Raw genomic sequence first — 22,031 nt, forward strand, 5'->3', positions numbered from 1 at the left:
TCAACCGGCGCGGTGCCCGCGCAGCGGGTCGCCCGGCAAGGTCTTGCCGGCCTTGGCGACCTGGAAGCGCAGGGCAGGCAGCTGCCGGTCGATCCAGGCCTTGAGCACGGGGTCCTCGGCCTGCGCGGCCATCTTCTCGCAATTGGCGATGTCCTCCTGCGACGACGCCCTCACGACTTCGTCCACGTAGAACCGGTCGAACTTCGCGCCGCTCAGCTTGCCGAGCTGCCGCAGCGCCTTCCCGTGCCCATTGGTGGGAATCGGCAGCGCCATGCCGCGCGCATCCAGCAACCTCAGGATCTCGGGCTGCGCCTTCTGCTGCCGCGCCAGCAAGGTGTTCGCGAGGTCCTTCACCGCCGGATTGCCCGAGCGCGCCAGCGCGAGGCGCGAAGCCTCGAACTGGAAGCGCAGGTTGGCCGCGGTGATCTGCAGGAAGCGGCGCTCCAGGCGCTGCGCCCCCGATTGCCTTCTCGCCTCGGCGTCCGCCGCAGGGCCGCCGGGCGCCGGCGCTGCGTGCGCGTTGACCGCCGCCAGCAGTGCGGCGCACCACACGAGGCGTGCAACGTGCATGGCTTTGCCTTGGGCGCCGGACAAGCTATTTCTTGTTGCCCATGGCCGCGGCATTCCTCCCCGACTGCGGCAGCTTCTCCGCCGCGGCGAGGTGCTCCTGCAGGTGCGGCAGCGTCCTGTCGACGAAGGCCTTGAGCTCGGGGTCCTTCACGTCCTTGCTCGCCTTCTGGAACATCTTGATGTCCTTCTCGTGTGCCTGGATGCCGACCTCGCGCACGAAGTCGCGATCGAAGGCCTCGCCGTTCTTCTTTCCGAGCTTCTCGATGTCGCGGCGCAGGGCATGCTTGGGCGCCGCGGGCAGTTCCACGCCCTTGGCGTTGGCGATCTTCACCAGCTCGTTGTTCGCAGCCGTGTGCTGGTCCACCAGCATGCCGGCGAAGCTCTTGACGTTGGGGTCGGTGGCCTTGCTCGCGGCGAGCTGCGCCACCTGCACCTCGAACATGCCGCTGCTGGCGGCGTCGTCGATGAACTTGCGATCGCCGCGCGCGAGTTTCCTGGCGACGTCCGGCAGGTTGCGCGTGCCTGTACCCGGCTGCGCCACGGGTGCGGACTGGCCGCCGGTGGCCGAGGTTCCCGCGCCGGTCGTCTGCGCCTGCGCACTGCCAAAGGACAGAGCGAGGACCAGCAGCGCGGGCAAGGTGAGCAATCGCGTCTTCATCGTGGATCTCCCTTCTGCTTGAACGAAAAGAGGCGGCGCCGCGTGAAGGCGGCGCCGCGAACTTCAATGACTCACTTCTTCGTGCCGCTGCTGGAGCCGCTGCTGCCGCCGGCACCGCTCGACCCGGTGGTGCTGCTGGAACCCCCGCTCAGTCCGCTGCTGCCGCTGCTGCCGCTGCTTCCGCTCATGCCCTGGCCCGAACTGCCCATGCCGCCGGAGCCGGACAGGCTGCTGGAGCCGCTCTGCCCCGTGGAGCCGTAGTTGCCCGAGCCGCCGTAGGGGCTGCCCGTGCCGCCGCCTCCGCTTGCGCTGCCCGTGCTGCCGGAGGATCCGTAGGACGAGCCCGCGCTGCCGGAAGAACCCGTGTTCTGGCCCTGGCCGCCGCTGCGGCTGCTGCGCCAGTTGGTGAACTCGTCGCTGAACTTGCGGTACCGCTCCTGCCGCCAGGATTGGTAGTCGTTGTCCAGGTTGCGGATCTGCTCTTCGCGCCACTGGTGGTACTCGGGGTCGTGATGACCCTGGCCAACACCTTGCGAGTGGCTGCCGCTGCCGACGCCCGAGCTCCAGCTGGAGCCCTGGCCGCCATAGCCGCTGCTGCCGCCCTGGCCCCACTCACCCTGGCCGTAACTGCTGCCGCCCTGGCCCTGGCTGCTGCCGTAGCCCGACTGGCCATGGCCGCCCATCCCGCCCGACCCGTAACCCTGGCTGCCGCCGTAATTGCCTCCCAGGCCGCTGCTGTAGCCCTGGCCGCCGGACCCGTAGCCCTGGCTGCCGTAGCCTTGGCTGCTCTGGCCCATGCCGCCGCCATGGCTGCCGTAGCCGCCGCTCTGACCGCCATAGCCCTGGTTGTGGCCTTGACCGCCCTGCCAGCCTTGCGTGCTGCCGTAGCCGCTGCCGCTGCCGCCATAGCCCCCACTGCTTTGGCCATAGGTGCTGCCGCCCATTTGCCCGTAGCTGCCGCCACCACTGGTCATCTGTCCGTGGTTGCCGCCGCCCTGGCCATAGCTGCCTTGGCTGCCTTGGGCTCCTTGGCCGTAGCCACCTTGCGAGCCGCCACCCTGGACGCCCTGGCCACCACTCCAGCTTCCCTGCTGGCTTCCGTAGCGGCCCCAGTCACTTTGGCCGGCCTGGCCGCCCCAGCTGCCCTGGCCTCCGCCCTGGCTGCCGCCGTAGCCCTGGCCGCCTTGGCCGTAACCGGCCTGGCTGCTGCCATAGCCCTGTCCGCCCTGACCGTAGCCGCCGCCCTGGCCGCCGTAGCCGGACGACTGCATGCCACCCCGGCCACCGTATTCGCTGCCGGATTCACCGCGGCCCCAGCCACCCTGGTTGCCCTGGCTTCCCTGCCCGCCGTACTCGGACGAGCCGCGGCCATAGCCATGGCTCTCGCCGCCATACCCGCCGTAGCCCGAGGATTGCTGGGAACCGAAGTCGGAGCCCGAGCGCCCGTACCCGCCCTGGGACCCGCCGCCCTGGGAGGCTTGCGAGCCCTGCGATGCACCGTAACCGCCTTGCTGGCCGCCTTGCTGCCCGCCCCAGCTGCCGCGGGACTCCCCGCTGCCTGAGCCTTGTCCGCGGCCCTCGTCCTGGTCGCTGCTGCTGCCCCAGCGGCCCTGGCGGTCGCGTTCTTCCTGATCACGAGAAGCCATGCTCATTCTCCTTCTGGATGGATGTCTGTGGGAATGTGACGAAGGCCGTCGCGTGCCGCCTCGGGGAGAGGGACGTGTCCTCCATCAGCCCTGCCAGCGTAGGACCGCACTTGGCACCCACCTGTCGGACAACATCCGGGGGCATGTAGGACTGGGGGGCCCGTGCGTGAACGACCCGAATCCAACGTTCACCGCACCTTTGCACGGCAGTACGACAGGCTTCACACGCGTGGCGCAGGATGAGGTCATCGACGAACCGGGAGACACCTCATGAGCAACAAGATCTGGATGGCGTTGGGCTGCGCGGCGGCTGCCGCCATCACGCTCGCTGCGCCGGCTGCGCACGCGCGCACCGATGCCTCGATTTACCTGAACATCGGCGGCGGCGCACCGGCCTACTATGGCTATGGCTACCCCAACTACACGGCGCCGGGCTATGGGTATGCCCAGCCGGGGTACGTGTACTCGCAGCCCGCGTATGTGTACTCACAGCCGACCTACGTTTACCCGCAGCCTTATTACGGCGGCCATCGCCACTACCGTCGCGACCGGGACGGCGACGGCGTGCCGGACCGCTTCGACCGCCGGCCCAACAACCCGTACCGGTACTGATCGCTAGGCGTGCGCCAGCGCGCTCACGCCTGCGACCAGCCCGATGCCGAAGAGCAGCCAGGCGATCTGGGCGAGCGTTTCGCGCGCGCCCAGCCGCCTCTGCAGTTGCGGGATCAGGTCGGCCAGCGCCACGTAGATGAAGCTGCTGCTGGCCACCACCAGGAAGTACGGCAGGTAGGCCACCAGCAGGTCCACCAGCCACCATCCCACCAGGCCTCCGAGCGGCGTCACCGCGCCCGCGAGCGAGACTTTCACCAGCGCAGCGCGCCGGCTGCCACTGGTCTGGCGCAGCACGGCGAGGTCGCCGATGTGGTGGGGCACCTCGTGCGCCATCACGGCCAGCGCCGCCACCAGCCCCAGCCGCGCGTCGGCGATGAAGGCCGACGCGATGAGGATGCCGTCGCCGAAGCAGTGAACGCTGTCGCCGGTCAGCACGGCCCAGCCGCCTGAACGCAGCGCGGGTCCGTGGTGATGGTCATGGTCATGGTCATGCGCGTGCTCGGCCGCGTGGCGGTTCAAGGGATCCTGCGCATGCGGCAGATCCTCGGACCCGTGGTGATGCTCATGCCCGTGGTGCCACAGCTCCGCCTTGTCCAGCAGGAAGAAGAACACCAGGCCCACCAGCAGCGTCCCGAACAGCTTCTGCGCGTCGTGACCGCTTTCCAGCGCCTCGGGCAGCAGATGCATGAAGGCCGTCGACATCAGCGCGCCGGCGGCGAGGCTCAGGAGGTGCTGTTCCCCGACGCCGCGCGTCGGTGCGCCGGTGCCCGCGTCCTGCCAGCCGAGGCGCATGAGGGCGGCAGCGATCCACACGCTGCCGATGCCGGCGCCCAGGGTCGCGAAGAGGATGGTGATCAGGGTCACGGACGAAAAGCCGCCCCGCGGGGCGGCGCCTTCCAGGTTGTTGTTCTCCGGCTCAGGCCACGCCGTTCGCCCTGAGCCACGCCAGTGCGCGCTGGAAGCCGTCCTCGGCCGGCCCGTGCCGATAGCTCGGACGGTAGTCGGCGTGGAAGGCGTGCGGCGCGTCCGGGTACAGCACGAACTGCGAGGCCCGGGCGGCAGGGGATCCATTCGCCAGGGCCGCCTTCATCTTATCAACGCTCTCCAGCGGGATGCCGGCGTCCGCCGCGCCGTAGAGGCCCAGCACCGGCGCCTTCAGGTCCGCGGCGATGTCCAGCGGATGCCGGGGCGTGAGCTCGCTCGCGCTGCCCACGAGCCGCCCGTACCAGGCGACGGCCGCCCTCACCGGCGCATGCGCCGCGTACAACCAGGCGATGCGGCCGCCCCAGCAGAAGCCGGTGATGCCCGCCTTCTTCACGTCGCCGCCGTTCGCCCCAGCCCACTGCAGCGCGCCGTCGAGGTCCGACATCACCTGCGCATCCGGTGTCCTGGCGACGACCTCCGCCATCAGCCTGGCCAGTTCGCCGTAGCTGCCCGGATCGCCCTGGCGCGCGAACAGTTCGGGCGCGATCGCCAGGTAACCGGCACGTGCCAAGCGTCGCGCCGTGTCCGCGATGTACTCGTGCACTCCAAACACCTCGTGCACCAACAGCACCACGGGAAGGCCCGTGCGGCCCGCCGGCGCCGCACGGTACGCCGGCACCTTGAAACCGCCGACCTCGTAACCGATCTCTCCGACCACCAGGCCGTCCGACGGCGTGCGGATGGCCGTCTGCGCCACCAGCGGGGCGGCTGCCGCGGCATAGCCGACGCCCAGCGCAGCCTTCAGTGCCGTGCGCCGCGTGGCACCCTGCGGCGTGCCGGCGCCCGGCAGCAGCGCGTCCAATTCCTTCTTCAAGTCCTCGCCGAGCATGGGCTCCCCTTTTATTGCGAACGGCGCCATTCCAGTGCCGGCCAAGGTGTCGCAGACTACGGGCTTTTCATCGCAAGGAAAAGCGCATGCCCACCATCCGCGTCGACCTCTTCGAAGGCCGCACCCCCGAACAGAAGCGCAACCTGGTCAAGGCCATCACCCAGGCCTGTGTCGACACCCTCGGCAGCAAGCCCGAGTCGGTGGACATCCTGCTGTTCGACGTCAAGCCGGGCGACTGGGCCACGGGTGGGGTGCTGTGGTCGGAGAAGACCAAGGGTTAGTGCGCCTCGTCCCAGTTCGCGCCCACGCCGATCTCCGCCAGCAGCGGCACGCGGAGGTCGGCGACGGCGGCCATCAGGCGCGGGATCTCCACCTTCAGCCACTCCACCTCGTCCTCCGGCACTTCGAACACCAGTTCATCGTGAACCTGCATGATCATCTTCGTGGCGCGCTGCTCGCGGTCCAGCACCTCCTGCACCTTGACCATCGACAGCTTGATCAGGTCGGCCGCCGTGCCCTGCATCGGCGCGTTGATCGCCTGGCGCTCCGCGCCGCCGCGGCGCGGCCCGTTCGGTGAGTTGATCTCGGGCAGGTAGAGCCTGCGCCCGAACACCGTCTCGACGTAGCCCTTGGCCTTGGCCGACAGCCGCGTCTCGTCCATGTACTGCTTCACGCCCGGGTAACGCTGGAAATAGCGGTCGATGTAGCTCTTGGCCGCCGCCGTCTCGATGCCGAGGTTGCGCGCCAGCCCGAAGCTGCTCATGCCGTAGATCAGGCCGAAGTTGATCACCTTGGCGTAGCGGCGCTGTTCGCTCGACACCTGGTCCAGCGGCACGCCGAACACTTCGGAGGCGGTGGCGCGGTGCACGTCCATGTTTTCGCGGAAGGCGCGCAGCAGCGCTTCGTCCTCGCTGATGTGCGCCATGATGCGCAGCTCGATCTGCGAATAGTCGGCGCTGGCGATGCGGCTGCCCGGCGGCGCGATGAAGGCCTCCCGGATGCGGCGGCCTTCGACCGTGCGCACCGGGATGTTCTGCAGGTTGGGGTCGTTGCTGGAGAGCCGGCCGGTCACCGCCACTGCCTGGGCATAGTGGGTGTGCACGCGCCCCGTGGCGGGGTTGGTCATCTGGGGCAGCTTGTCGGTGTAGGTACCCTTGAGCTTGGACAAGCCGCGGTGCTCCAGGATCTTGGCCGGCAGCGGGTAGTCCTCGGCCAGCTTCTCCAGCACTTCCTCGTCGGTGCTGGGCGCGCCGCTGGCGGTCTTCTTCACCACCGGCAGGCCCAGCTTGGTGAAGAACACCTCGCCGATCTGCTTGGGGCTGCCCAGGTTGAAGGGCTGGCCGGCCAGGTCGTGCGCCTCGCGCTCCAGCTGCATGATGCGGTTGCCCAGCTCGTTGCTTTGCTGCGCGAGCGCCTTCGCGTCGATCAGCACGCCGTTGCGCTCGACGCGGTACAGCACCTCGCTGCACTGGATTTCCAGGTCGTAGATGAAACGCAGCTTGGAATCCCGCTCCAGCTTCGGGTACAGCGCCAGGTGCACATCCAGCGTCTGGTCCGAGTCCTCGCACGAGTACTCCGCCGCCTTGTCCACCGGCACCTGGTTGAAGGTGATCTGGTGCACACCCTTGCCCGCCACGGTCTCGTAGTCGATGCCCGTGCGCCCCAGATGGCGCTCGGCCAGGCTGGCCAGGCCGTGGGGCTTGTGCACTTCGAGCACGTAGCTTTCCAGCATGGTGTCGTGGACGTAGCCGCGCACGTCGATGCCGTGGTTGGCGAACACATGCCGGTCGTACTTGACGTGCTGGCCCAGCTTCCGTTTCTCCGGGTCTTCCAGCCAGGGTTGCAGCCGCTGCAGCACGTCGTCGCGCGGCAGCTGGTCGGGCGCGCCCTGGTAGTTGTGCGCGAGCGGGATGTAGCAGGCCAGTCCCGGCTCGGTGCTGAAGGACAGGCCGACGATGTTGGCGAGCATCTCGTCCAGCGAATCGGTCTCGGTGTCCACCGCCACCAGCGACGCGTCCTCGATGCGCTGCATCCAGGTGTTGAACTGGTCCCAGGTGAAGAGAGTCTCGTAGTGCAGCGTCGTGGCCTGGGACAGCCCCGAGAGATCCGGTTCCTCGAACAGCCCACCGGTGCTGCCCGGCGGCACGGACACGCGCTGGCGCTTCTGGTTTTCCTCCATCAGCTCGGGCGGCACGTCATGGCTTTCCAGCTGCTTGACCAGTCCCTTGAAGCCGTAGCGGTCGTAGAACACCTTCAGCTTCTCGACGTCCTGCCCGCCGATGACGATGTCCTCCAGCTCGGGAAAGCCGGGAATGTGGTCCTTCAGGTCGCAGTCGGTGCGGATCGTGAGCAGGGCGCGGCCCTTGGGCAGCCATTCCAGCGCCTTGCGCAGGTTCTCGCCCACCGCGCCCTTGACCTCGTGCGCGCGCTCCACCAGCGCGTCGAGCGAGCCGAATTCCTTGAGCAGCTTCACCGCGGTCTTCGGACCCACCTTGTCGACGCCCGGAACGTTGTCGACCGAGTCGCCCACGAGCGTCTGGTAGTCGATCATCAGGCGTGGCGGCACGCCGAACTCCACCTCCACGCCCGCGATGTCGCGCTTGCGGTCGTTCATGGTGTCGATGACGGTGACGTGCTCGTTGACCAGCTGCGACAGGTCCTTGTCGCCGCTCGAGATCACAGTGACAAAGCCCTGCTGGGTGCCCATGCAGGCCAGCGTGCCGATCACGTCGTCGGCCTCGACGCCGGGCACGTTGAGCACCTTCCAACCGAGCAGCCGCACCACCTCGTGGATCGGTTCGATCTGCGCGCGCAGGTCGTCCGGCATCGGCGAGCGGGTCGCCTTGTAGTCGGGATAGAGCTCGTCGCGGAAGGTGCCACCGGGCGCGTCGAACACGCAGGCCGCGTAGTCGGCCCGGATGTCGCGGCGCAATTTCTGCAGCATGTTGATCATGCCGCGGATGGCCCCGGTCGCCGGGCTCGCGGGGTCACCGGGCACCGCGCGCAGGTCGGGCATCGCGTGGTAGGCGCGGTACAGGTAACTGGAGCCGTCGACCAGCAGCAGCACCTTGGGTTCGGGTTGGGGGACTTCGTCCGTCTCGCTCATGCATGCGATTGTGCCCGGCGCGGGAAGCGCGACCGCAGCGCCTACAATCCGGCCATGCGCCTCCTGCCGATGCTGCTTGCCGTCCTGTTGCCCTTGTCCGCCCTGGCCCAGGCGCAGGCGCCCATCGCGCGCGAACCCATTGGCGAGCCCCGCAAGAACCAGAAGGTGGAGCGCATCCACGTCGAGGACGGCGGCAACACCATCGACGAGGTCCGCGTGGGCGGCCAGACGCAAAGCGTGACGGTGCAGCCGAAGGCGAACGTGCCGGCCTACGAGATGCAGCCAAGCGATCTCGCCCGCAGCCGCCCCGCCGAAAGCCGGGACGGTTTCGCCGACCGCAAGCAGCGCGTCTGGAACGTATTCGGCTTCTGACATGGCGGTCTTCACCGAGGTCTCGGAGGACGAGGCGAGCACGCTGCTGCGTGCCCTGAACCTGGGCGAACTGCGCGAGCTGCGCGGCATCCAGAGCGGCATCGAGAACACCAACTACTTCGTCACCGCCGAGGACATGTTCGGCCGGCGCGAGTACGTGCTGACGCTGTTCGAACGGCTGACTTTCGAGCAGCTGCCCTTCTACCTCCACCTGATGAAGCACCTGGCGCAGCACGGCGTGCCGGTGCCGGACCCGCAGGGCGACCAGAACGGCGACATCCTGCACAGGCTCTGCGGCAAGCCGGCCGCGCTGGTCAACAAGCTCGCGGGCAAGCACGAACTGGCGCCCGGACCGGACCATTGCGCGCAGGTCGGCGCCGCACTGGCGCGCATGCACCTGGCCGGGCGCGACTACAACCGTCACCAGCCCAACCTGCGCGGTCTGGCGTGGTGGAACGAAACGGTGCCGGTGGTCCTGCCCTTCGTCACGCCCGAGCAGTCCGCGCTGCTGCGCGGCGAACTTGCCTTCCAGAACCACGTCGCCGCCGGTTCCGCCTACGCCGCGCTCCCCCGCGGACCGGTGCACGCCGACCTGTTCCGCGACAACGTGATGTTCGAGGACGGTCGCCTGACCGGTTTCTTCGACTTCTACTTCGCCGGGGTGGACAGCTGGCTGTTCGACCTCGCCGTGTGCCTGAACGACTGGGCCGTGGACCTGGCCACGGGGGCACACGACCCCGAACGCGCGCGCGCCTTCGTGCAGGCGTACGGCGCGGTGCGTCCCCTGACCGCCGCCGAGCGCACCCTGTTGCCCGCCATGCTGCGTGCCGGGGCTCTGCGTTTCTGGATTTCCCGCCTGTGGGACTTCCACCTCCCGCGCGAAGCTTCGCTGCTGAAGCCGCACGATCCCTCCCACTTCGAACGCGTGCTGCGGCAGCGCGTGGCGCAGCCCGTTCCGGCCGCGAGCCCCTGACGCGGCCAGGCCCGTCGCGCGCATCGGGTAAATTCAATTCGTGAAGCTCAATATCGTTCCCGCCCGCACCGGCATCCTGTGGGTGAAGCTCGGGGTCAAGACCTTCCTGAAGCAGCCGCTGGCGCTCACGGGGCTGTTCTTCATGTACATGGCCGCGGTGCTGGTGATCTCGCAGATTCCGTTTCTGGGCATCGTGCTGGGCGCGATGCTGGTGCCGGCGGCCACTTTGGGCCTGATGGCCGCGACGGCCGAGGCGGAAAGCGGGCGCTTTCCGATGCCCACCGTCCTGATCAGCGCGTTCCGCGCCGGGCGGCAGCGCGCGCGGGCCATGCTGGTGCTGGGCGCGATGTACATGGCGGGTTCGCTGGTCGCCACACTGCTCGGCACATTGATCGCCGGCCAGCCCGCCACGGAGGCCCAGGCACCGCAGGTCGACGCGCGCACGCTGATCATCCTGCTGCTGCACTCCCCGCTGGTGGTGCTGTTCTGGCATGCGCCGGCGCTGGTGCACTGGCACGGCGTGTCGCCGGTGAAGAGCCTGTTCTTCAGCGCGGTGGCCTGCCTGCGCAACGCAGGCGCGATGCTGATGTACGGCTTCGCCTGGGTTGCCCTGTTCCTGGCCGTTGGCTTCGTGTTCAGCACGATCGGGCTGATGGTGGGCGGCGCGACCGCGGCCAAGAGCATCATGATGCCGACCGTGTTGCTGCTGGTCGCGATGTTCACCACCTCGCTCTATTTCACGTTCCGCGACAGCTTCCGTGCGGACGGCGACGAAGACACGGTGCCCATCGCACCCGCGGAGGGCGGCACGCCGTGACACGCCACGTGCTGCAAGGTCGCAGCGACGGCGAACTGCTCTGGTTCCGCCGACGCGGCTTCCTGCAGGCCGCCGCCGCCTGGACCGCGCTGGGCGGCCTGGCGGCAGCCCATGCACAGCAGCGCGGCAACGTCGTGGAACTGCTGGGAGACGTGCTGCTCAACGGGCAGCGCCTGCGGCAGGGGCAATCGGTCCAGACCAGCGACCGGATCGAGACCGGTCCGGACAGCCAGCTGATGTTCGTGATGGGCAACGCCTCTTTCCTGGTGCGCCAGAACTCACGCCTGGCCATGGAGCGGGGCGCCACGCTGATGTCGGTGAGCGTGCTGCGCCTGCTGGCGGGCGGGGTCGTGAGCGCCTGGAGTCGCGGCAGCCACCGGCAGCTCGTGCTGCCCGGGCTCACCGCCGGCATCCGCGGCACCGGAACCTACGCGGAGGTGGCGCCCGGAGGCCGCAGCTACTTCTGCAACTGCTACGGCATCGTCGACGTGTCTTCAGGCGCGGAGCGGGTGACTTCTTCGGCGCAGTACCACCAGGCCTTCTGGGGCGAACCTGATCCCGTCAACGGCCGCCTGCTGACGCCCGCGCCGGCGATCAACCACTCCGACGAGGAGGTGGAGAAAGTCGCGGCGCTGGTGAACGAACGCACCGCATGGCAGATCCTGGGCCGCAAGGGCGCCAGGGACGGCAGCGGGTCGCTCGATCCGCAACCGCATCCGCTCGCCCGCTAGCGGCGCCTACGGCCTGGCCTTGTATTCGGCGATCGACTTCGCCAGGTCGCGGTATTCCTCGCAGGCCGGCCCGCCGCAGATCTTCTCCAGCTCCACCAGCTGCCGCTCCGCGTCGGGCAGCCGCCGGTCCACCAGGTAGGCCTCGCCCAGGTATTCGCGTGCGCCCTTGTGCCGCGGGTCGATCTTGAGCGCCATGTCGTAGTGCTCGTAGGCCCTGGCCATGTCCGGCGAGCCGCGCTTGCGGTAGGTGTAGCCCAGGAGGTTGTGAGCGTCCGCGTTCTGCGGCGCCTCGCGCACGACCACCGTCAGCTCGCGCTGCGCGGTGCTCCAGTCCTTGCGATCCACGGCCTTGCGCGCGTTCGCCAGGCGCTCCTGCACCGATGGCTGCGGCACGCTGGGATTGGCCCCTGGCGTGTCGGCGGCGCAAGCGGCGCCGGCGGCGAGCAGGAAAGCGCTGAGCGCGATCGAGGTTTTCATGGGGAGAACTCCGGCGGCGTGAATGCCGATGCGCTGCGAGTGTCCTTGTCCGGAATTTGCCCGTCAAACGAGGGGGAAATGCCGATGGGGCGGTTATGAGTCGTCATGACAATTTCATCCACAGCGACCTGAAGGCCCGGCAGATGCCGACTGGGACTACGGGAGCTAAAGCGTCGCGCTCAGGTGACCGGAGTGAGCTTGGCCACCGACAGCGCCAGCCACTTGTGGCCATGCCGGGGAAAATTGATCTGCGCGCGGGCATCCTGTCCCGTGCCCTCCAGGGTGAGCACCGTGCCCTCGCCGAACTTCGTGTGAAACACCTTCATGCCCGCCCTGAGCCCGTGCGCGGGCTCCGCCCGCTGCGCCGGCACCGGAGGGTTCGCGAATGTCTCGCTGCGCCCCTGGCTTGAATAGCCTGTGCTGCGCGTGCTCGGGTAGCCCATGCCGAAACCGAAGGCGGAGCCGCCGAAGCTCTGGTTTTTCGGCGTGAGCCACTTCAGGGCCGCCTCCGGCAGTTCCTCGAAGAAACGGCTCTTGACGTTGTAGCGGGTCTGGCCATGCAGCAGCCGCGTCTGCGAGTGGCTGAGGTACAGGCGCTTGCGCGCGCGGGTGATCGCCACGTACATCAGGCGCCGCTCTTCCTCCAGGCCTTCGTAGTCGGCCAGCGACCGCTCGCTGGGAAAGAGTCCCTCTTCCAGCCCCGTGACGAACACGCAATCGAACTCGAGGCCCTTGGCGGCGTGCACCGTCATCAGCTGCACCGCATCCTGGCCGGCCTGCGCCTGGTTGTCGCCGGATTCCAGGGCCGCATGCGTGAGGAAGGCGGCCAGCGGCGACAGCGTCTCGCCCGTCTCCGCGTCGGGCGGCACGTAGTCCGGGGCCGGTTCGTTCACTTCCGGCAGGCTGGGGTCCAGCCCCTGGCTCGCCGGCGACTGGCGCAACACCGCGGGGCCCAGTTCATCGATCGGAAGCGCCACCGCGTCGCGCCCGAAGCCTTCCTGCGTGACGAAGCTCTCGGCGGCGTTCACCAGTTCCTCCAGGTTCTCGACGCGATCGGCGCCGTCCCGCTCGGCCTTGTAGTGATCGATGAGGCCGCTTCGCTGCAGCATCACCTCGATGATCTCGCGCAGCGTCAGGCCATCGGTCTCGGCGCGCATAGCATCGATCCTCTGAACGAACGCGGCGAGGTTGGCCCCCGCCTTCCCCGTGGTGGACTTCACCGCGTCGTGCAGCGAACTCCCCGCCGCGCGCGCGGCATCCTGCAGCTGCTCGATCGTGCGCGCGCCGATGCCGCGCGCCGGGAAATTCACCACCCGGATGAAGCTGGTGTCGTCGTTCGGGTTCTCCAGCAGCCGCAAGTACGACAGCGCGTGCTTGATCTCGGCGCGCTCGAAGAAGCGCAGGCCGCCATAGACGCGGTAGGGCACCGCCGCGTTGAACAGCGCCGTCTCGATCACCCGGCTTTGCGCGTTGCTGCGATAGAGCACCGCGACTTCATGCCGCGGTATGTCGTCGCGCACCAGCTGGCGGACCTCCTCCACCAGCCACTGGGACTCGGCCATGTCGGTCGGCGCCTCGTACACGCGAACCGGTTCGCCGGGCCCCTGGTCCGTGCGCAGGTTCTTGCCCAGCCGGGTCTTGTTGTGCGCGATCAGCGCATTGGCGGAGTCCAGGATGTTGCTGAAGCTGCGGTAGTTCTGTTCCAGCTTGATCTGGTGGCGCACGCTGAACTCGCGCACGAAATCCGCCATGTTGCCCACCCGCGCGCCGCGAAAGGCATAGATGCTCTGGTCGTCGTCGCCGACCGCGAACACCGAGTTGCCCTCGCCCGCGAACATCTTGATCCAGGCGTACTGAAGCTTGTTGGTGTCCTGGAACTCGTCGATCAGGATGTGGTGGAAACGGCGGCGATAGTGCTCGCGGATCGGGTCGTTGTCGCGGAGCAGCTCGTAGCTGCGCAGCATCAGCTCGGCGAAGTCGACTACGCCTTCGCGCTGGCACTGCTCCTCGTAGAGCTGGTAGATCTCGACCTTGCGACGGTCCTCCTCGGTGCGCGTCTCCACCATGTTGGGACGCAGCCCTTCCTCCTTCCAGCCGGCGATGGACCACTGCGTCTCCTTGGCCGGGAAGCGTTCGTCGTCCACGTTGTGCTGCTTCATCAGGCGCTTGATCGCCGACAGCTGGTCCTGCGTGTCCAGGATCTGGAAGCTCTGCGGCAGGTTGGCGAGCTTGTAATGCGCGCGAAGGAAGCGGTTGCACAGGCCGTGGAAGGTGCCGATCCACATGCCGCGGACGTTGACCGGCAGCATCGCCGTCAGCCGCGTCATCATCTCCTTGGCCGCCTTGTTGGTGAAGGTGACGGCGATGACATTGCCCGGACCGATCTGCCCGGTGGCCAGCAGCCAGGCGATCCGCGTGGTGAGCACCCGCGTTTTGCCGGAGCCGGCGCCCGCGAGGATCAGCGCGTGCTCGTTGGGCAGCGTGACGGCGGCGCGCTGCTCGGGGTTGAGGTGCTGCAGCAGCGGGGATTCGGCGGCGACGTCTGGGAACATGTGGCATTGTAGGAAGCCGGCGGAACCGATCCGCCGCCACGCAATCGACAAGCTGTGCCGTTTCGCCCCTTCGCCGTCCTCGTTCTCGCGCTGCCGCTCGCCGCACGCGCGCTGTGCACCAGCGACCAGGTGCCGCAGCCGCAAGCCGTTCTGGAACGCTTTGTGAGTGCCGACTGCGAGGCCTGCTGGCGCGATCCCCGCACGCCGGAGCCCGCTGCCAACACGGTGGTGCTCGACTGGATCCTGCCCGGCCGCTCGGGCGACGACGCGCCTCTGTCGGCCGTGGCAAGCCAGGACGCCCTGGACCGCCTGCTCGCCCTGGGGAAGACGGCGCCGGAGCGCAGCTCGGCCGTTGGCAGCGTCCGGGGGGGAAGCACGGTCGCCCTGCGAGTCGCCCAGGGAGTCCCGGTCAACGACTACGTGGGGACCACCATCGAGCTGAAGCAGCCCGGCCGCGAGGCCTGGAATGCCTGGCTGCTGCTGGTGGAAAACCTGCCGGCCGGCGCCGAAGGAAGCCCGGTGGCGCGCAACCTGGTGCGCAACGTGTTCCGGCCCGACTGGGACAAGGCGGCGGGCCGTGCGCCGGGCGCGCTGGCGGAAACGCGCGCCATGCAGATCCACGAGGGCGCAAAGCCCGACCGGCTGAGTCTGGTGGCGATCCTGCAGGATGCGCGCGGCCATATCAGGGCTATCCGCCGAACCGAATGTCCCTAGGGGCGGCCGCGCCGTAGAATCAATCACCGGGCCCAAGCCATTGTGCGAGCGCCCGGTTTGCTTTTGGAGCTCCGCCTCCCAGGCACCGGCCCGCCAGTCCAAGCGCTCACCTGTTCTTCAACAGTTTTCCGGAGCCTGGAAATGGAAATCTTCGACTACGACAAAGTGCTGCTGCTGCCCCGCAAGTGCCGCGTGGAAAGCCGCTCGGAATGCGACCCGTCGATGGAGTTCGGCGGCCGCCGCTTCAAGCTGCCGGTGGTGCCCGCCAACATGAAGACGGTGGTGGACGAGAAGATCTGCCTCTGGCTGGCCCAGAACGGCTACTTCTACGTGATGCACCGCTTCGCCCTGGACAACGTCAAGTTCGTGCGGATGATGAAGGAGCACGGCGCGTTCGCTTCCATTTCGGTCGGCGTGAAAGAGGCTGACTACGCCACAGTGGACAAGCTCGCTGCCGAGGGCCTGGCCCCGGAATTCGTGACCATCGACATCGCGCACGGCCATGCCGACACCGTGAAGAACATGATCACGCACCTGAAGGCGAAGCTGCCGCAGACCTTCGTCATCGCCGGCAACGTCGGTACGCCTGAGGCGATCATCGACCTGGAAAACTGGGGCGCCGACGCCACCAAGGTGGGCATCGGCCCGGGCAAGGTGTGCATCACCCGCATGAAGACCGGCTTCGGCACGGGCGGCTGGCAACTGTCAGCGCTCAAGTGGTGCGCCCGCGTGGCGACCAAGCCGATCATTGCCGACGGCGGCATCCGCGAGCACGGCGACATTGCCAAGAGCATCCGCTTCGGCGCGACCATGGTGATGGTGGGCTCCATGCTCGCCGGCCACGAGGAATCGCCCGGCCAGACCGTGGAAGTGGATGGCCGCCTGTACAAGGAGTACTACGGCAGCGCCTCCGACTTCAACAAGGGCGAGTACAAGCACGTGGAGGGCAAGCGGATCCTCGAGCCCGTGAAGGGCAAGCTGCCCGACACGCTGCGCGAGATGCAGGAAGACCTGCAAAGCTCGATCAGCTACGCCGGCGGCACCAAGCTGGCCGACATCCGGAAGGTGAACTACGTGATCCTCGGCGGCGACAACGCCGGGGAACACCTGCTGATGTGACGCTCCTGCGGGCTCAGGCCCGCAGCAGGTCCAGCGCCAGCTGGTGCAGCCGATGGCTCGGCTCGACCAGCGCATCGACCACGCTGAAGTGGTCCAGGCCCGGCAGCAGTTCGCACACGGGCACGCGCCGCGCGCCCCAGGCGTCCTGGATCAGCCGGTTCTGGCGATGGAACTCCGTGCTCTCGTCGCCACCAGCCACGGTGTAGAGCGTGCCGCTTCGCGGGGGCGGCAGGCGCGCCGGACTGGCCTGGGCCACCTGCTGCGGCGTCAACTGGAGGGTCGGCTGCAGGAAGCTGGTGCGCAGGATCGGATCGAGATCGTGCAAGCCCGAGATTGCGAGCGCGGCACGGACGGCGTCGCGCGGCATGGCGGCATCGAGCTGCGGCCACAGGCACGCCAGCATCATGGCGGCGAGCTGGCCGCCGGCGGAATGGCCTGCGACGACGATGCGCCGGCGGTCACCGCCGAACCGGGCGATGTTGTGCCAGGTCCATGCCACCGCCCGCGCCGCCTGTAGCGTGATGTGGGGCACGGTCACGGCCGGGCAGAGCGCGTAGTTGGGCAACACGACGCACGCCCCATCTCTCGTGAAGGCCGGAGCGATGAAGGAATGGCCGGCCTTGTCGAGCGAGCGCCAATACCCGCCGTGGATGAAGATGAGCACGGGGGCATCCCCGCTCGGCGCAGGGAAGACATCCAGCACTTCCCCCTCGCCCTCGCCATAGCGCAGGTCCAGATGGCAGGCATTGCCGGCACGCGCACGGGCCGATTCTTCGTCCCAGCGGGCGAAGAACGCCGGGTGTTCGGGCACGAGCGCCCGGTTGTTGTACATCGCGTCGTACCAGGCTGCGTCACGCAAAGCTCTTCTCCTGTCCATGCACTTGCAACATCTTGTCACAGGTTGTCCAGGCCTCCAGTGAGGTTTTTGGCGTTGACAGCACTGTATTCCGTATACAGACTTCGACGCCATGGCCGCCCAGCTCCTGCAACTCGAAGCTTCGCCCGATCTCGTCGACCGGGTGTATCGAAGCTTGATGGACGCCATCACGGCAGGCTCGCTCGCAGCGGGCGAACGCGTGACGCAGGAGGAGATCGCACACCAGCTGGCGGTTTCGCGCCAGCCGGTGTTGCAGGCGCTGCGGCTGCTGAAGAAGGATGGCTTCTTGCAAGACGCGCCCGGGCGCGGCCTGCAAGTCGCTCCACTGGACCCCCAGCGCGTGCGTGACCTGTACCAGGTGCGCGGCGCGCTCGACGCCCTGGCCGCCCGCCTGGCGGCGCAGCGCCGACTCCGCATCGATCCCGCCCTGCTGCGGGCCGGCCGGCGGGCGACCCTGGGCGATGACGTGATGGCCATGATCGACGCCGACTTCGCCTTCCACCAGGCCCTGTACGAAGCAGCAGGCAACCCCTTGATCGGCGAGACCGCGCGACTGCACTGGCACCACCTGCGCCGCGTGATGGGCGCGGTGCTGCTGCAGATGGGTCAGCGCGAGGCCGTCTGGGACGAACACGATGCGATCGCGCGCGCGATCGCCAAAGGCGATGCCGACGCCGCCGCCCGCCTGATCGAGGAGCACAGCCTGCACGCCAGCGAAACGCTCGGCGCCCGGCTGGCCCTCGTCCTCCAGCAATCCGAACCCGACCCCAGGAGACGCCCATGAGACTGAGCAAGCAGCAACTCGCGCAGTTCGACCGCGAGGGTTACCTCTTCTTCCCCGGCCTGTTCTCACCCGACGAGACCCGGGTGCTGACCAGCGCCGTGCCGGAGCTGTACGGCCGCCGCGAGGCGTACAACGTGCGAGAGAAGGACAGCGACGCCGTGCGCACCAACTTCGCGGCGCACATGTACAGCGAGCCCTTCGCGCGGCTCGCCCGCCATCCGCGGATGGTGGAGCCGGTGGTGGACCTCTTCGGCGAAGACGTGTACATGCACCAGTTCAAGATCAACGGAAAGATGGCGTTCGAGGGCGACGTCTGGCAATGGCACCAGGACTACGGCACCTGGCTGAACGACGACCTGATGCCCACCGAGCGGGCGATGAACGTCGCCATCTTCCTGGACGACGTGAACGAGTACAACGGGCCGCTGATGTTCATCCCGGGCAGCCACAAGAAGGGCGTGGTGCAGGCGAAGCACGACCTCACCACCACCAGCTATCCACTGTGGACCGTGAGCAATGAATTGATCGCGGCATTGGTGGAGCGCGCTGGTGGCAAGGACGGCGGCATCGTGAGCCCGAAGGGTCCCGCAGGTTCCATGATCGTGTTCCACAGCTGCCTGGTGCACGCCTCCAGCAGCAACCTGTCCCCCTGGAACCGGGTGAGCGTGTACCTGAGCCTGTGCGCCGTCTCCAACCACATCCGCCGCTTCAAGCGGCCCGAGTACATCGCGCACCGCGATTTCGCGCCCATCCACTGCCTGCCGGACGACTGCCTGCGCAAGCCCTACCCGGTCGACCTGCCCTGGAAGAACGGCATGCCCGCCAGCGCACTCGTCACATCCTCCGATCCCATCGACCAGTTCAAGGAAGCCGCCTGATGTCCCTCCACGCCAAACTCCAGCAACGCGCCGCGCAAGGCAAGCCGGTGCGCATCGGCCTGATCGGCGCCGGCAAGTTCGGATCCATGTACCTCGCACAGGTGCCGCGCACGCCCGGGGTGCACCTCGCCGCGATCGCGGACCTCTCACCCGATAACGCCAAGGCGAACCTCGCGCGGGTGGGTTGGAAGGCGGAGCGCGCGCAGGCATCCAGCATCGACGAGGCCTTGAAGACGGGAGCGACCCATGTCGGCGCCGACTGGCAGGCGCTGGTGCGCCATCCCGCCATCGACATCGTGGTGGAGTGCACCGGCCACCCCATCGCCGCGGTCGACCACTGCCTGGAAGCCTTCGCCAACGGCAAGCACGTCGTGAACGTGACCGTGGAGGCGGACGCCTTCTGTGGCCCGTTGCTGGCGCGCAAGGCGGCGGAAGCCGGCGTGCTGTATTCGCTGGCTTTCGGCGACCAGCCGGCGCTGATCTGCGACCTCGTCGACTGGGCGCGCACCTGCGGCTTCCCGGTGGTGGCGGCGGGCCGCGGCCACAAGTGGCTGCCGCACTTCAGCGAATCGACGCCCGACACGGTGTGGAACAACTGGGGACTGACGCCGGAGCAGGCCAAGCGCGGCGGCCTCAATCCCAAGATGTTCAACAGCTTCCTCGACGGCTCCAAGCCTTCCATCGAAAGCACCGCCGTGGCGAACGCAACCGGACTCGCCGTGCCGAGCAACGGCCTGCTCTATCCGCCCGCGAGCATCGCGGACATCCCGTACGTCACGCGACCGAAGAGCGAAGGCGGCGTGCTGGAACGCAAGGGCATGGTGGAGGTGATCTCTTCCCTGGAAACCGATGGCCGCAGCATCCCCTACGAGATCCGCATGGGCGTGTGGGTGACGGTCGAAGCGGAGACCGAGTACATCAAGAACTGCTTCGAGGAATACAAGGCCCACACCGATCCCAGCGGCCGCTACTTCACGCTCTACAAGCGCTGGCACCTCATCGGCCTCGAGGTCGGCGTGTCGGTGGCGAGCGTGGCGCTGCGCGGCGAGGCCACGGGCGTGGCAACTTGCTGGAACGCGGACGTGGTCGCGACGGCCAAGCGCGACCTGCAGCCGGGCGAGGTTCTCGACGGCGAAGGCGGCTACACCGTCTGGGGCAAGCTGCTGCCCGCGGAGGCCTCCATGCGCATGGGGGGACTGCCGCTCGGGCTGGCGCACGATGTGAAGCTCGTGCGCCCCGTGAAGAAGGGCCAAAGCCTCAGCTGGAACGACGTGGCCATGGACACCGGCACCCATGCCTACAAGATCCGCCGCGAGATGGAGTCGCTCTTTGCATCACCCGTGCTGAAAGCCGCGTGACAGGCAGCTGAGCCGAGGGGCCGCCATGATGGGCGGCCCTTTTCCATTTCCGAACGAAGGAGACCGCCATGCAGATCGCCGTCCTCGGCACCGGCCTCATGGGCTTTCCCATGGCCCGGCGCCTGTGCGAAGCCGGCCACACCGTGCACGCCTGGAATCGCAGCCGCGAGAAGGCCGAGCGCCTGGCGTCTTTCGGCGCCACGGTCCACGCGGGCGCCGCCGAGGCGGTGAAGGACGCAGAGGTCGTGGTCTGCATGCTGGAGAGCGGTCCGGTGATCGAGGAAGTGCTGTTCCGCCAGCGCGCGGCCGACGCCATGCGGGGCGGCACGCTCTTCATCGACATGGCCTCCATTCAGCCGCGAGAAGCGCGGGACCATGCGGCTGGACTCAGTGAGCGCGGCGTGCACCAGCTGGACGCACCGGTCTCCGGCGGCACGGTGGGTGCGGAGAACGGGACGCTGGCGATCATGGTGGGCGGCAAGGCCGCGGACTTCGAACGCGCCGAGCCGATCTTCAAGGTGCTGGGCCGCGCGACCCACGTGGGCCCGAGCGGCGCCGGCGAACTCGCCAAGCTGGCCAACCAGATGATCGTCGGCATCACCATCGGCGCCGTCGCCGAGGCCCTGCTGCTGTGCGCCAAAGGGGGCGCCGACATGGCGAAGGTGCGGGAGGCCATCACCGGCGGCTTCGCCGACAGCCGCATCCTGCAGCTGCATGGCCAGCGCATGGTGGAGCGTGACTTCGCGCCGCGCGCCAAGATTTCAGTGCAGCTGAAGGACATGCGCAATGCGCTGGCTACGGCGGAGGAGATCGGCTTCGAAGCGCCCGTGACCGCCCTTTTCGAACAGCTGTACGCAGCCGCCGCCGAGCACGGCCTCACCGACCTGGACCATTCCGGGCTGTTCGTGGAGCTCGCCTCCCGCAACGGCCTGCGCTAGCTGTGAAGGTCCAATAGGTTGTATCTGTCCATCTGAGTTGAGTTTGAGAGACTGGGAATCGCCAAACCCCCCGTCTTACTCAAGGAACTCAACCAGATGAACATTCACAAGAATGCCAGACTGACGTTGGCCCGTCGTCTCGAAATGGTTCAAGCCATGACTCTGCGCGGCCTGAGCGCCCCGGATGCCGCCGACCAGCAGGGCGTGACCGCGCCCACCGCGCGCAAATGGCTTGGCCGATACCTGGCGTTTGGCGAGCCTGGCCTTGTGGATGCGTCCTCGCGCCCGGCCTCTTCGCCACGCTCCATTGATGCGACCACGGCATTGGCGGTTGTCGAGCTACGTCGCAGGCGGCTGACGCAAGCCCGTATCGCAGCGGCCCTGGGGATCTCCAAGAGCACCGTGAGTCGCGTGCTTGCTCGCGCGGGCTTGTCCCGGCTGGAGGATCTGCAGCCGGCCGAACCGATTCGCCGCTACGAGCACGCAGCACCTGGAGACATGCTGCATATTGACACCAAGAAGCTTGGGCGCATCGAGCGAACGGGGCACCGCATCACCGGCAATCGGCGCGACACGGTCGACGGGGCTGGCTGGGAGATGCTGTTCGTAGCCGTGGACGATCACGCCCGCATCGGCTTTACCGACATGCATTCCGACGAGAAGTGGCCACAGGCCGTGCAGTTCCTGCGCAATGCAGTGGCCTACTTCGCCAGCCTGGGCGTGAAGGTCCGGCGCGTTCTGACCGACAACGGCTCCGCATTTCGATCCAAGCAGTTCGCCCAGACCTGCGCCGAGCTGGACGTCCGCCACAAGTTCACTCGCCCCTACCGGCCGCAAACGAACGGCAAGGCCGAACGGTTCATTCAGTCCGCCCTCAGGGAGTGGGCCTACGGCTTCGCGTACCGGCACTCCAGCGAACGCACTGCGGCCCTGGATCGCTGGATCCATCACTACAACTGGCACCGCCCCCATCAGGGCATCGGAGGCGCCGCTCCGATGTCCAGACTCAACAAGTCAAGAAACAACCTCTTGACTC

General features: G+C 67.9%; 22 protein-coding genes. 13 read left to right on the forward strand and 9 right to left on the reverse strand.

Annotated elements, in window-relative coordinates; translation table 11 throughout:
• From AC1DSA_RS19710 to AC1DSA_RS19720, 3 genes are all read right to left on the reverse strand, one after another.
• Complete coding sequence (locus AC1DSA_RS19710; protein WP_477892315.1) at positions 1-570, reverse strand: DUF4142 domain-containing protein; 570 nt, start codon at positions 568-570, stop codon at positions 1-3.
• A 25-nt stretch (positions 571-595) separates the two neighbouring features.
• Positions 596-1,228, reverse strand: coding sequence for a DUF4142 domain-containing protein (locus AC1DSA_RS19715; RefSeq protein ID WP_477892317.1), 633 nt, complete (start codon positions 1,226-1,228; stop codon positions 596-598).
• A gap of 71 nt (positions 1,229-1,299) precedes the next feature.
• Positions 1,300-2,874, reverse strand: coding sequence for a hypothetical protein (locus AC1DSA_RS19720; protein ID WP_477892319.1), 1,575 nt, complete (start codon positions 2,872-2,874; stop codon positions 1,300-1,302).
• 270 nt (positions 2,875-3,144) lie between these two features.
• Between AC1DSA_RS19720 and AC1DSA_RS19725 the strand changes: the two genes are divergently transcribed.
• Entirely contained in the window at positions 3,145-3,486 is a 342-nt protein-coding gene (locus AC1DSA_RS19725; protein WP_477892321.1) for a hypothetical protein, read from the forward strand.
• Between the two features lie 3 nt (positions 3,487-3,489).
• Here AC1DSA_RS19725 and AC1DSA_RS19730 read toward each other — a convergent pair whose 3' ends face one another.
• Positions 3,490-4,350, reverse strand: a complete 861-nt coding sequence (locus AC1DSA_RS19730; protein WP_477892323.1) for a ZIP family metal transporter — start codon at positions 4,348-4,350, stop codon at positions 3,490-3,492.
• Positions 4,351-4,402: 52 nt separating this feature from the next.
• On the reverse strand, positions 4,403-5,299 hold the full coding sequence (locus AC1DSA_RS19735) for a dienelactone hydrolase family protein (RefSeq protein WP_477892325.1): 897 nt from the start codon (positions 5,297-5,299) through the stop codon (positions 4,403-4,405).
• Between AC1DSA_RS19735 and AC1DSA_RS19740 the strand changes: the two genes are divergently transcribed.
• A complete protein-coding gene (locus AC1DSA_RS19740; RefSeq protein WP_477892327.1) occupies positions 5,215-5,580 on the forward strand; it encodes a 4-oxalocrotonate tautomerase in 366 nt (121 codons plus the stop codon). The two genes, AC1DSA_RS19735 and AC1DSA_RS19740, sit on opposite strands and share 85 nt — an antisense overlap.
• Here the strand turns inward: AC1DSA_RS19740 and polA are convergent.
• Positions 5,577-8,405, reverse strand: a complete 2,829-nt coding sequence (polA, locus tag AC1DSA_RS19745) for a DNA polymerase I (RefSeq protein WP_477892329.1) — start codon at positions 8,403-8,405, stop codon at positions 5,577-5,579. The two genes, AC1DSA_RS19740 and polA, sit on opposite strands and share 4 nt — an antisense overlap.
• 54 nt (positions 8,406-8,459) lie before the next feature.
• On the opposite strand from polA, the gene AC1DSA_RS19750 reads away from it, so the two are divergent.
• Genes AC1DSA_RS19750 through AC1DSA_RS19765 form a run of 4 tightly spaced genes read left to right on the forward strand, consistent with a single transcriptional unit; the run spans position 8,460 to position 11,298 of the window.
• Complete coding sequence (locus tag AC1DSA_RS19750; protein ID WP_477892331.1) at positions 8,460-8,777, forward strand: hypothetical protein; 318 nt, start codon at positions 8,460-8,462, stop codon at positions 8,775-8,777.
• Between the two features lies 1 nt (position 8,778).
• On the forward strand, positions 8,779-9,750 hold the full coding sequence (locus AC1DSA_RS19755; protein ID WP_477892333.1) for a homoserine kinase: 972 nt from the start codon (positions 8,779-8,781) through the stop codon (positions 9,748-9,750).
• A gap of 40 nt (positions 9,751-9,790) precedes the next feature.
• Positions 9,791-10,567 (forward strand): BPSS1780 family membrane protein, encoded by a 777-nt coding sequence (locus AC1DSA_RS19760; protein ID WP_477892335.1) that lies wholly within the window; start codon positions 9,791-9,793, stop codon positions 10,565-10,567.
• Entirely contained in the window at positions 10,564-11,298 is a 735-nt protein-coding gene (locus tag AC1DSA_RS19765) for a FecR family protein (RefSeq protein ID WP_477892337.1), read from the forward strand. The genes AC1DSA_RS19760 and AC1DSA_RS19765 overlap by 4 nt, the downstream gene beginning before the upstream one ends.
• Positions 11,299-11,304: 6 nt before the next feature.
• Here the strand turns inward: AC1DSA_RS19765 and AC1DSA_RS19770 are convergent, their stop codons facing one another.
• Together AC1DSA_RS19770 and AC1DSA_RS19775 are read right to left on the reverse strand one after the other, a co-directional pair.
• Positions 11,305-11,775 carry a tetratricopeptide repeat protein gene (locus AC1DSA_RS19770; protein WP_477892339.1) on the reverse strand — a complete coding sequence of 157 codons (471 nt, stop codon included), beginning with the start codon at positions 11,773-11,775 and terminating at the stop codon, positions 11,305-11,307.
• Positions 11,776-11,954: 179 nt separating this feature from the next.
• On the reverse strand, positions 11,955-14,327 hold the full coding sequence (locus AC1DSA_RS19775; RefSeq protein WP_477892341.1) for a UvrD-helicase domain-containing protein: 2,373 nt from the start codon (positions 14,325-14,327) through the stop codon (positions 11,955-11,957).
• A gap of 54 nt (positions 14,328-14,381) precedes the next feature.
• Here AC1DSA_RS19775 and AC1DSA_RS19780 point away from each other — a divergent pair, with 54 nt between their 5' ends.
• Together AC1DSA_RS19780 and AC1DSA_RS19785 are read left to right on the forward strand one after the other, a co-directional pair.
• Complete coding sequence (locus tag AC1DSA_RS19780) at positions 14,382-15,041, forward strand: hypothetical protein (protein ID WP_477892343.1); 660 nt, start codon at positions 14,382-14,384, stop codon at positions 15,039-15,041.
• A gap of 141 nt (positions 15,042-15,182) precedes the next feature.
• A complete protein-coding gene (locus AC1DSA_RS19785; protein WP_477892345.1) occupies positions 15,183-16,160 on the forward strand; it encodes a GMP reductase in 978 nt (325 codons plus the stop codon).
• Positions 16,161-16,173: 13 nt separating this feature from the next.
• Here AC1DSA_RS19785 and AC1DSA_RS19790 read toward each other — a convergent pair whose 3' ends face one another.
• Complete coding sequence (locus AC1DSA_RS19790; protein ID WP_477892363.1) at positions 16,174-16,992, reverse strand: alpha/beta hydrolase; 819 nt, start codon at positions 16,990-16,992, stop codon at positions 16,174-16,176.
• 136 nt (positions 16,993-17,128) lie between these two features.
• On the opposite strand from AC1DSA_RS19790, the gene AC1DSA_RS19795 reads away from it, so the two are divergent.
• The 5 genes from AC1DSA_RS19795 to AC1DSA_RS19815 all read left to right on the forward strand — a co-directional run.
• On the forward strand, positions 17,129-17,821 hold the full coding sequence (locus AC1DSA_RS19795; protein WP_477892346.1) for a GntR family transcriptional regulator: 693 nt from the start codon (positions 17,129-17,131) through the stop codon (positions 17,819-17,821).
• Positions 17,818-18,699: a phytanoyl-CoA dioxygenase family protein gene (locus AC1DSA_RS19800; RefSeq protein ID WP_477892348.1), complete on the forward strand. Its 882-nt coding sequence runs from the start codon at positions 17,818-17,820 to the stop codon at positions 18,697-18,699. The genes AC1DSA_RS19795 and AC1DSA_RS19800 overlap by 4 nt, the downstream gene beginning before the upstream one ends.
• Entirely contained in the window at positions 18,699-20,057 is a 1,359-nt protein-coding gene (locus AC1DSA_RS19805; RefSeq protein ID WP_477892350.1) for an NAD(P)H-dependent oxidoreductase, read from the forward strand. The genes AC1DSA_RS19800 and AC1DSA_RS19805 overlap by 1 nt, the downstream gene beginning before the upstream one ends.
• 68 nt (positions 20,058-20,125) lie before the next feature.
• Positions 20,126-20,995 carry an NAD(P)-dependent oxidoreductase gene (locus AC1DSA_RS19810; protein ID WP_477892352.1) on the forward strand — a complete coding sequence of 290 codons (870 nt, stop codon included), beginning with the start codon at positions 20,126-20,128 and terminating at the stop codon, positions 20,993-20,995.
• Between the two features lie 96 nt (positions 20,996-21,091).
• Positions 21,092-22,031, forward strand: a 940-nt coding sequence (locus AC1DSA_RS19815) for an IS481 family transposase (RefSeq protein ID WP_477892354.1), incomplete at its 3' end; no start/stop codon positions are given.

It is taken from the genome of Ramlibacter sp. P4_H7, assembly GCF_056400765.1.

What these genes read in the sequence shown, in the direction of transcription:
- AC1DSA_RS19710 (WP_477892315.1), bottom strand. Translation starts at nt 570, where the DNA reads ATGCACGTTGCACGCCTCGTGTGGTGCGCCGCACTGCTGGCGGCGGTC.
- AC1DSA_RS19715 (WP_477892317.1), bottom strand. Translation starts at nt 1,228, where the DNA reads ATGAAGACGCGATTGCTCACCTTGCCCGCGCTGCTGGTCCTCGCTCTG.
- AC1DSA_RS19720 (WP_477892319.1), bottom strand. Translation starts at nt 2,874, where the DNA reads ATGGCTTCTCGTGATCAGGAAGAACGCGACCGCCAGGGCCGCTGGGGC.
- AC1DSA_RS19725 (WP_477892321.1), top strand. Translation starts at nt 3,145, where the DNA reads ATGAGCAACAAGATCTGGATGGCGTTGGGCTGCGCGGCGGCTGCCGCC.
- AC1DSA_RS19735 (WP_477892325.1), bottom strand. Translation starts at nt 5,299, where the DNA reads ATGCTCGGCGAGGACTTGAAGAAGGAATTGGACGCGCTGCTGCCGGGC.
- polA (WP_477892329.1), bottom strand. Translation starts at nt 8,405, where the DNA reads ATGAGCGAGACGGACGAAGTCCCCCAACCCGAACCCAAGGTGCTGCTG.
- AC1DSA_RS19750 (WP_477892331.1), top strand. Translation starts at nt 8,460, where the DNA reads ATGCGCCTCCTGCCGATGCTGCTTGCCGTCCTGTTGCCCTTGTCCGCC.
- AC1DSA_RS19755 (WP_477892333.1), top strand. Translation starts at nt 8,779, where the DNA reads ATGGCGGTCTTCACCGAGGTCTCGGAGGACGAGGCGAGCACGCTGCTG.
- AC1DSA_RS19770 (WP_477892339.1), bottom strand. Translation starts at nt 11,775, where the DNA reads ATGAAAACCTCGATCGCGCTCAGCGCTTTCCTGCTCGCCGCCGGCGCC.
- AC1DSA_RS19775 (WP_477892341.1), bottom strand. Translation starts at nt 14,327, where the DNA reads ATGTTCCCAGACGTCGCCGCCGAATCCCCGCTGCTGCAGCACCTCAAC.
- AC1DSA_RS19785 (WP_477892345.1), top strand. Translation starts at nt 15,183, where the DNA reads ATGGAAATCTTCGACTACGACAAAGTGCTGCTGCTGCCCCGCAAGTGC.
- AC1DSA_RS19790 (WP_477892363.1), bottom strand. Translation starts at nt 16,992, where the DNA reads ATGTACAACAACCGGGCGCTCGTGCCCGAACACCCGGCGTTCTTCGCC.
- AC1DSA_RS19795 (WP_477892346.1), top strand. Translation starts at nt 17,129, where the DNA reads ATGGCCGCCCAGCTCCTGCAACTCGAAGCTTCGCCCGATCTCGTCGAC.
- AC1DSA_RS19800 (WP_477892348.1), top strand. Translation starts at nt 17,818, where the DNA reads ATGAGACTGAGCAAGCAGCAACTCGCGCAGTTCGACCGCGAGGGTTAC.
- AC1DSA_RS19805 (WP_477892350.1), top strand. Translation starts at nt 18,699, where the DNA reads ATGTCCCTCCACGCCAAACTCCAGCAACGCGCCGCGCAAGGCAAGCCG.
- AC1DSA_RS19810 (WP_477892352.1), top strand. Translation starts at nt 20,126, where the DNA reads ATGCAGATCGCCGTCCTCGGCACCGGCCTCATGGGCTTTCCCATGGCC.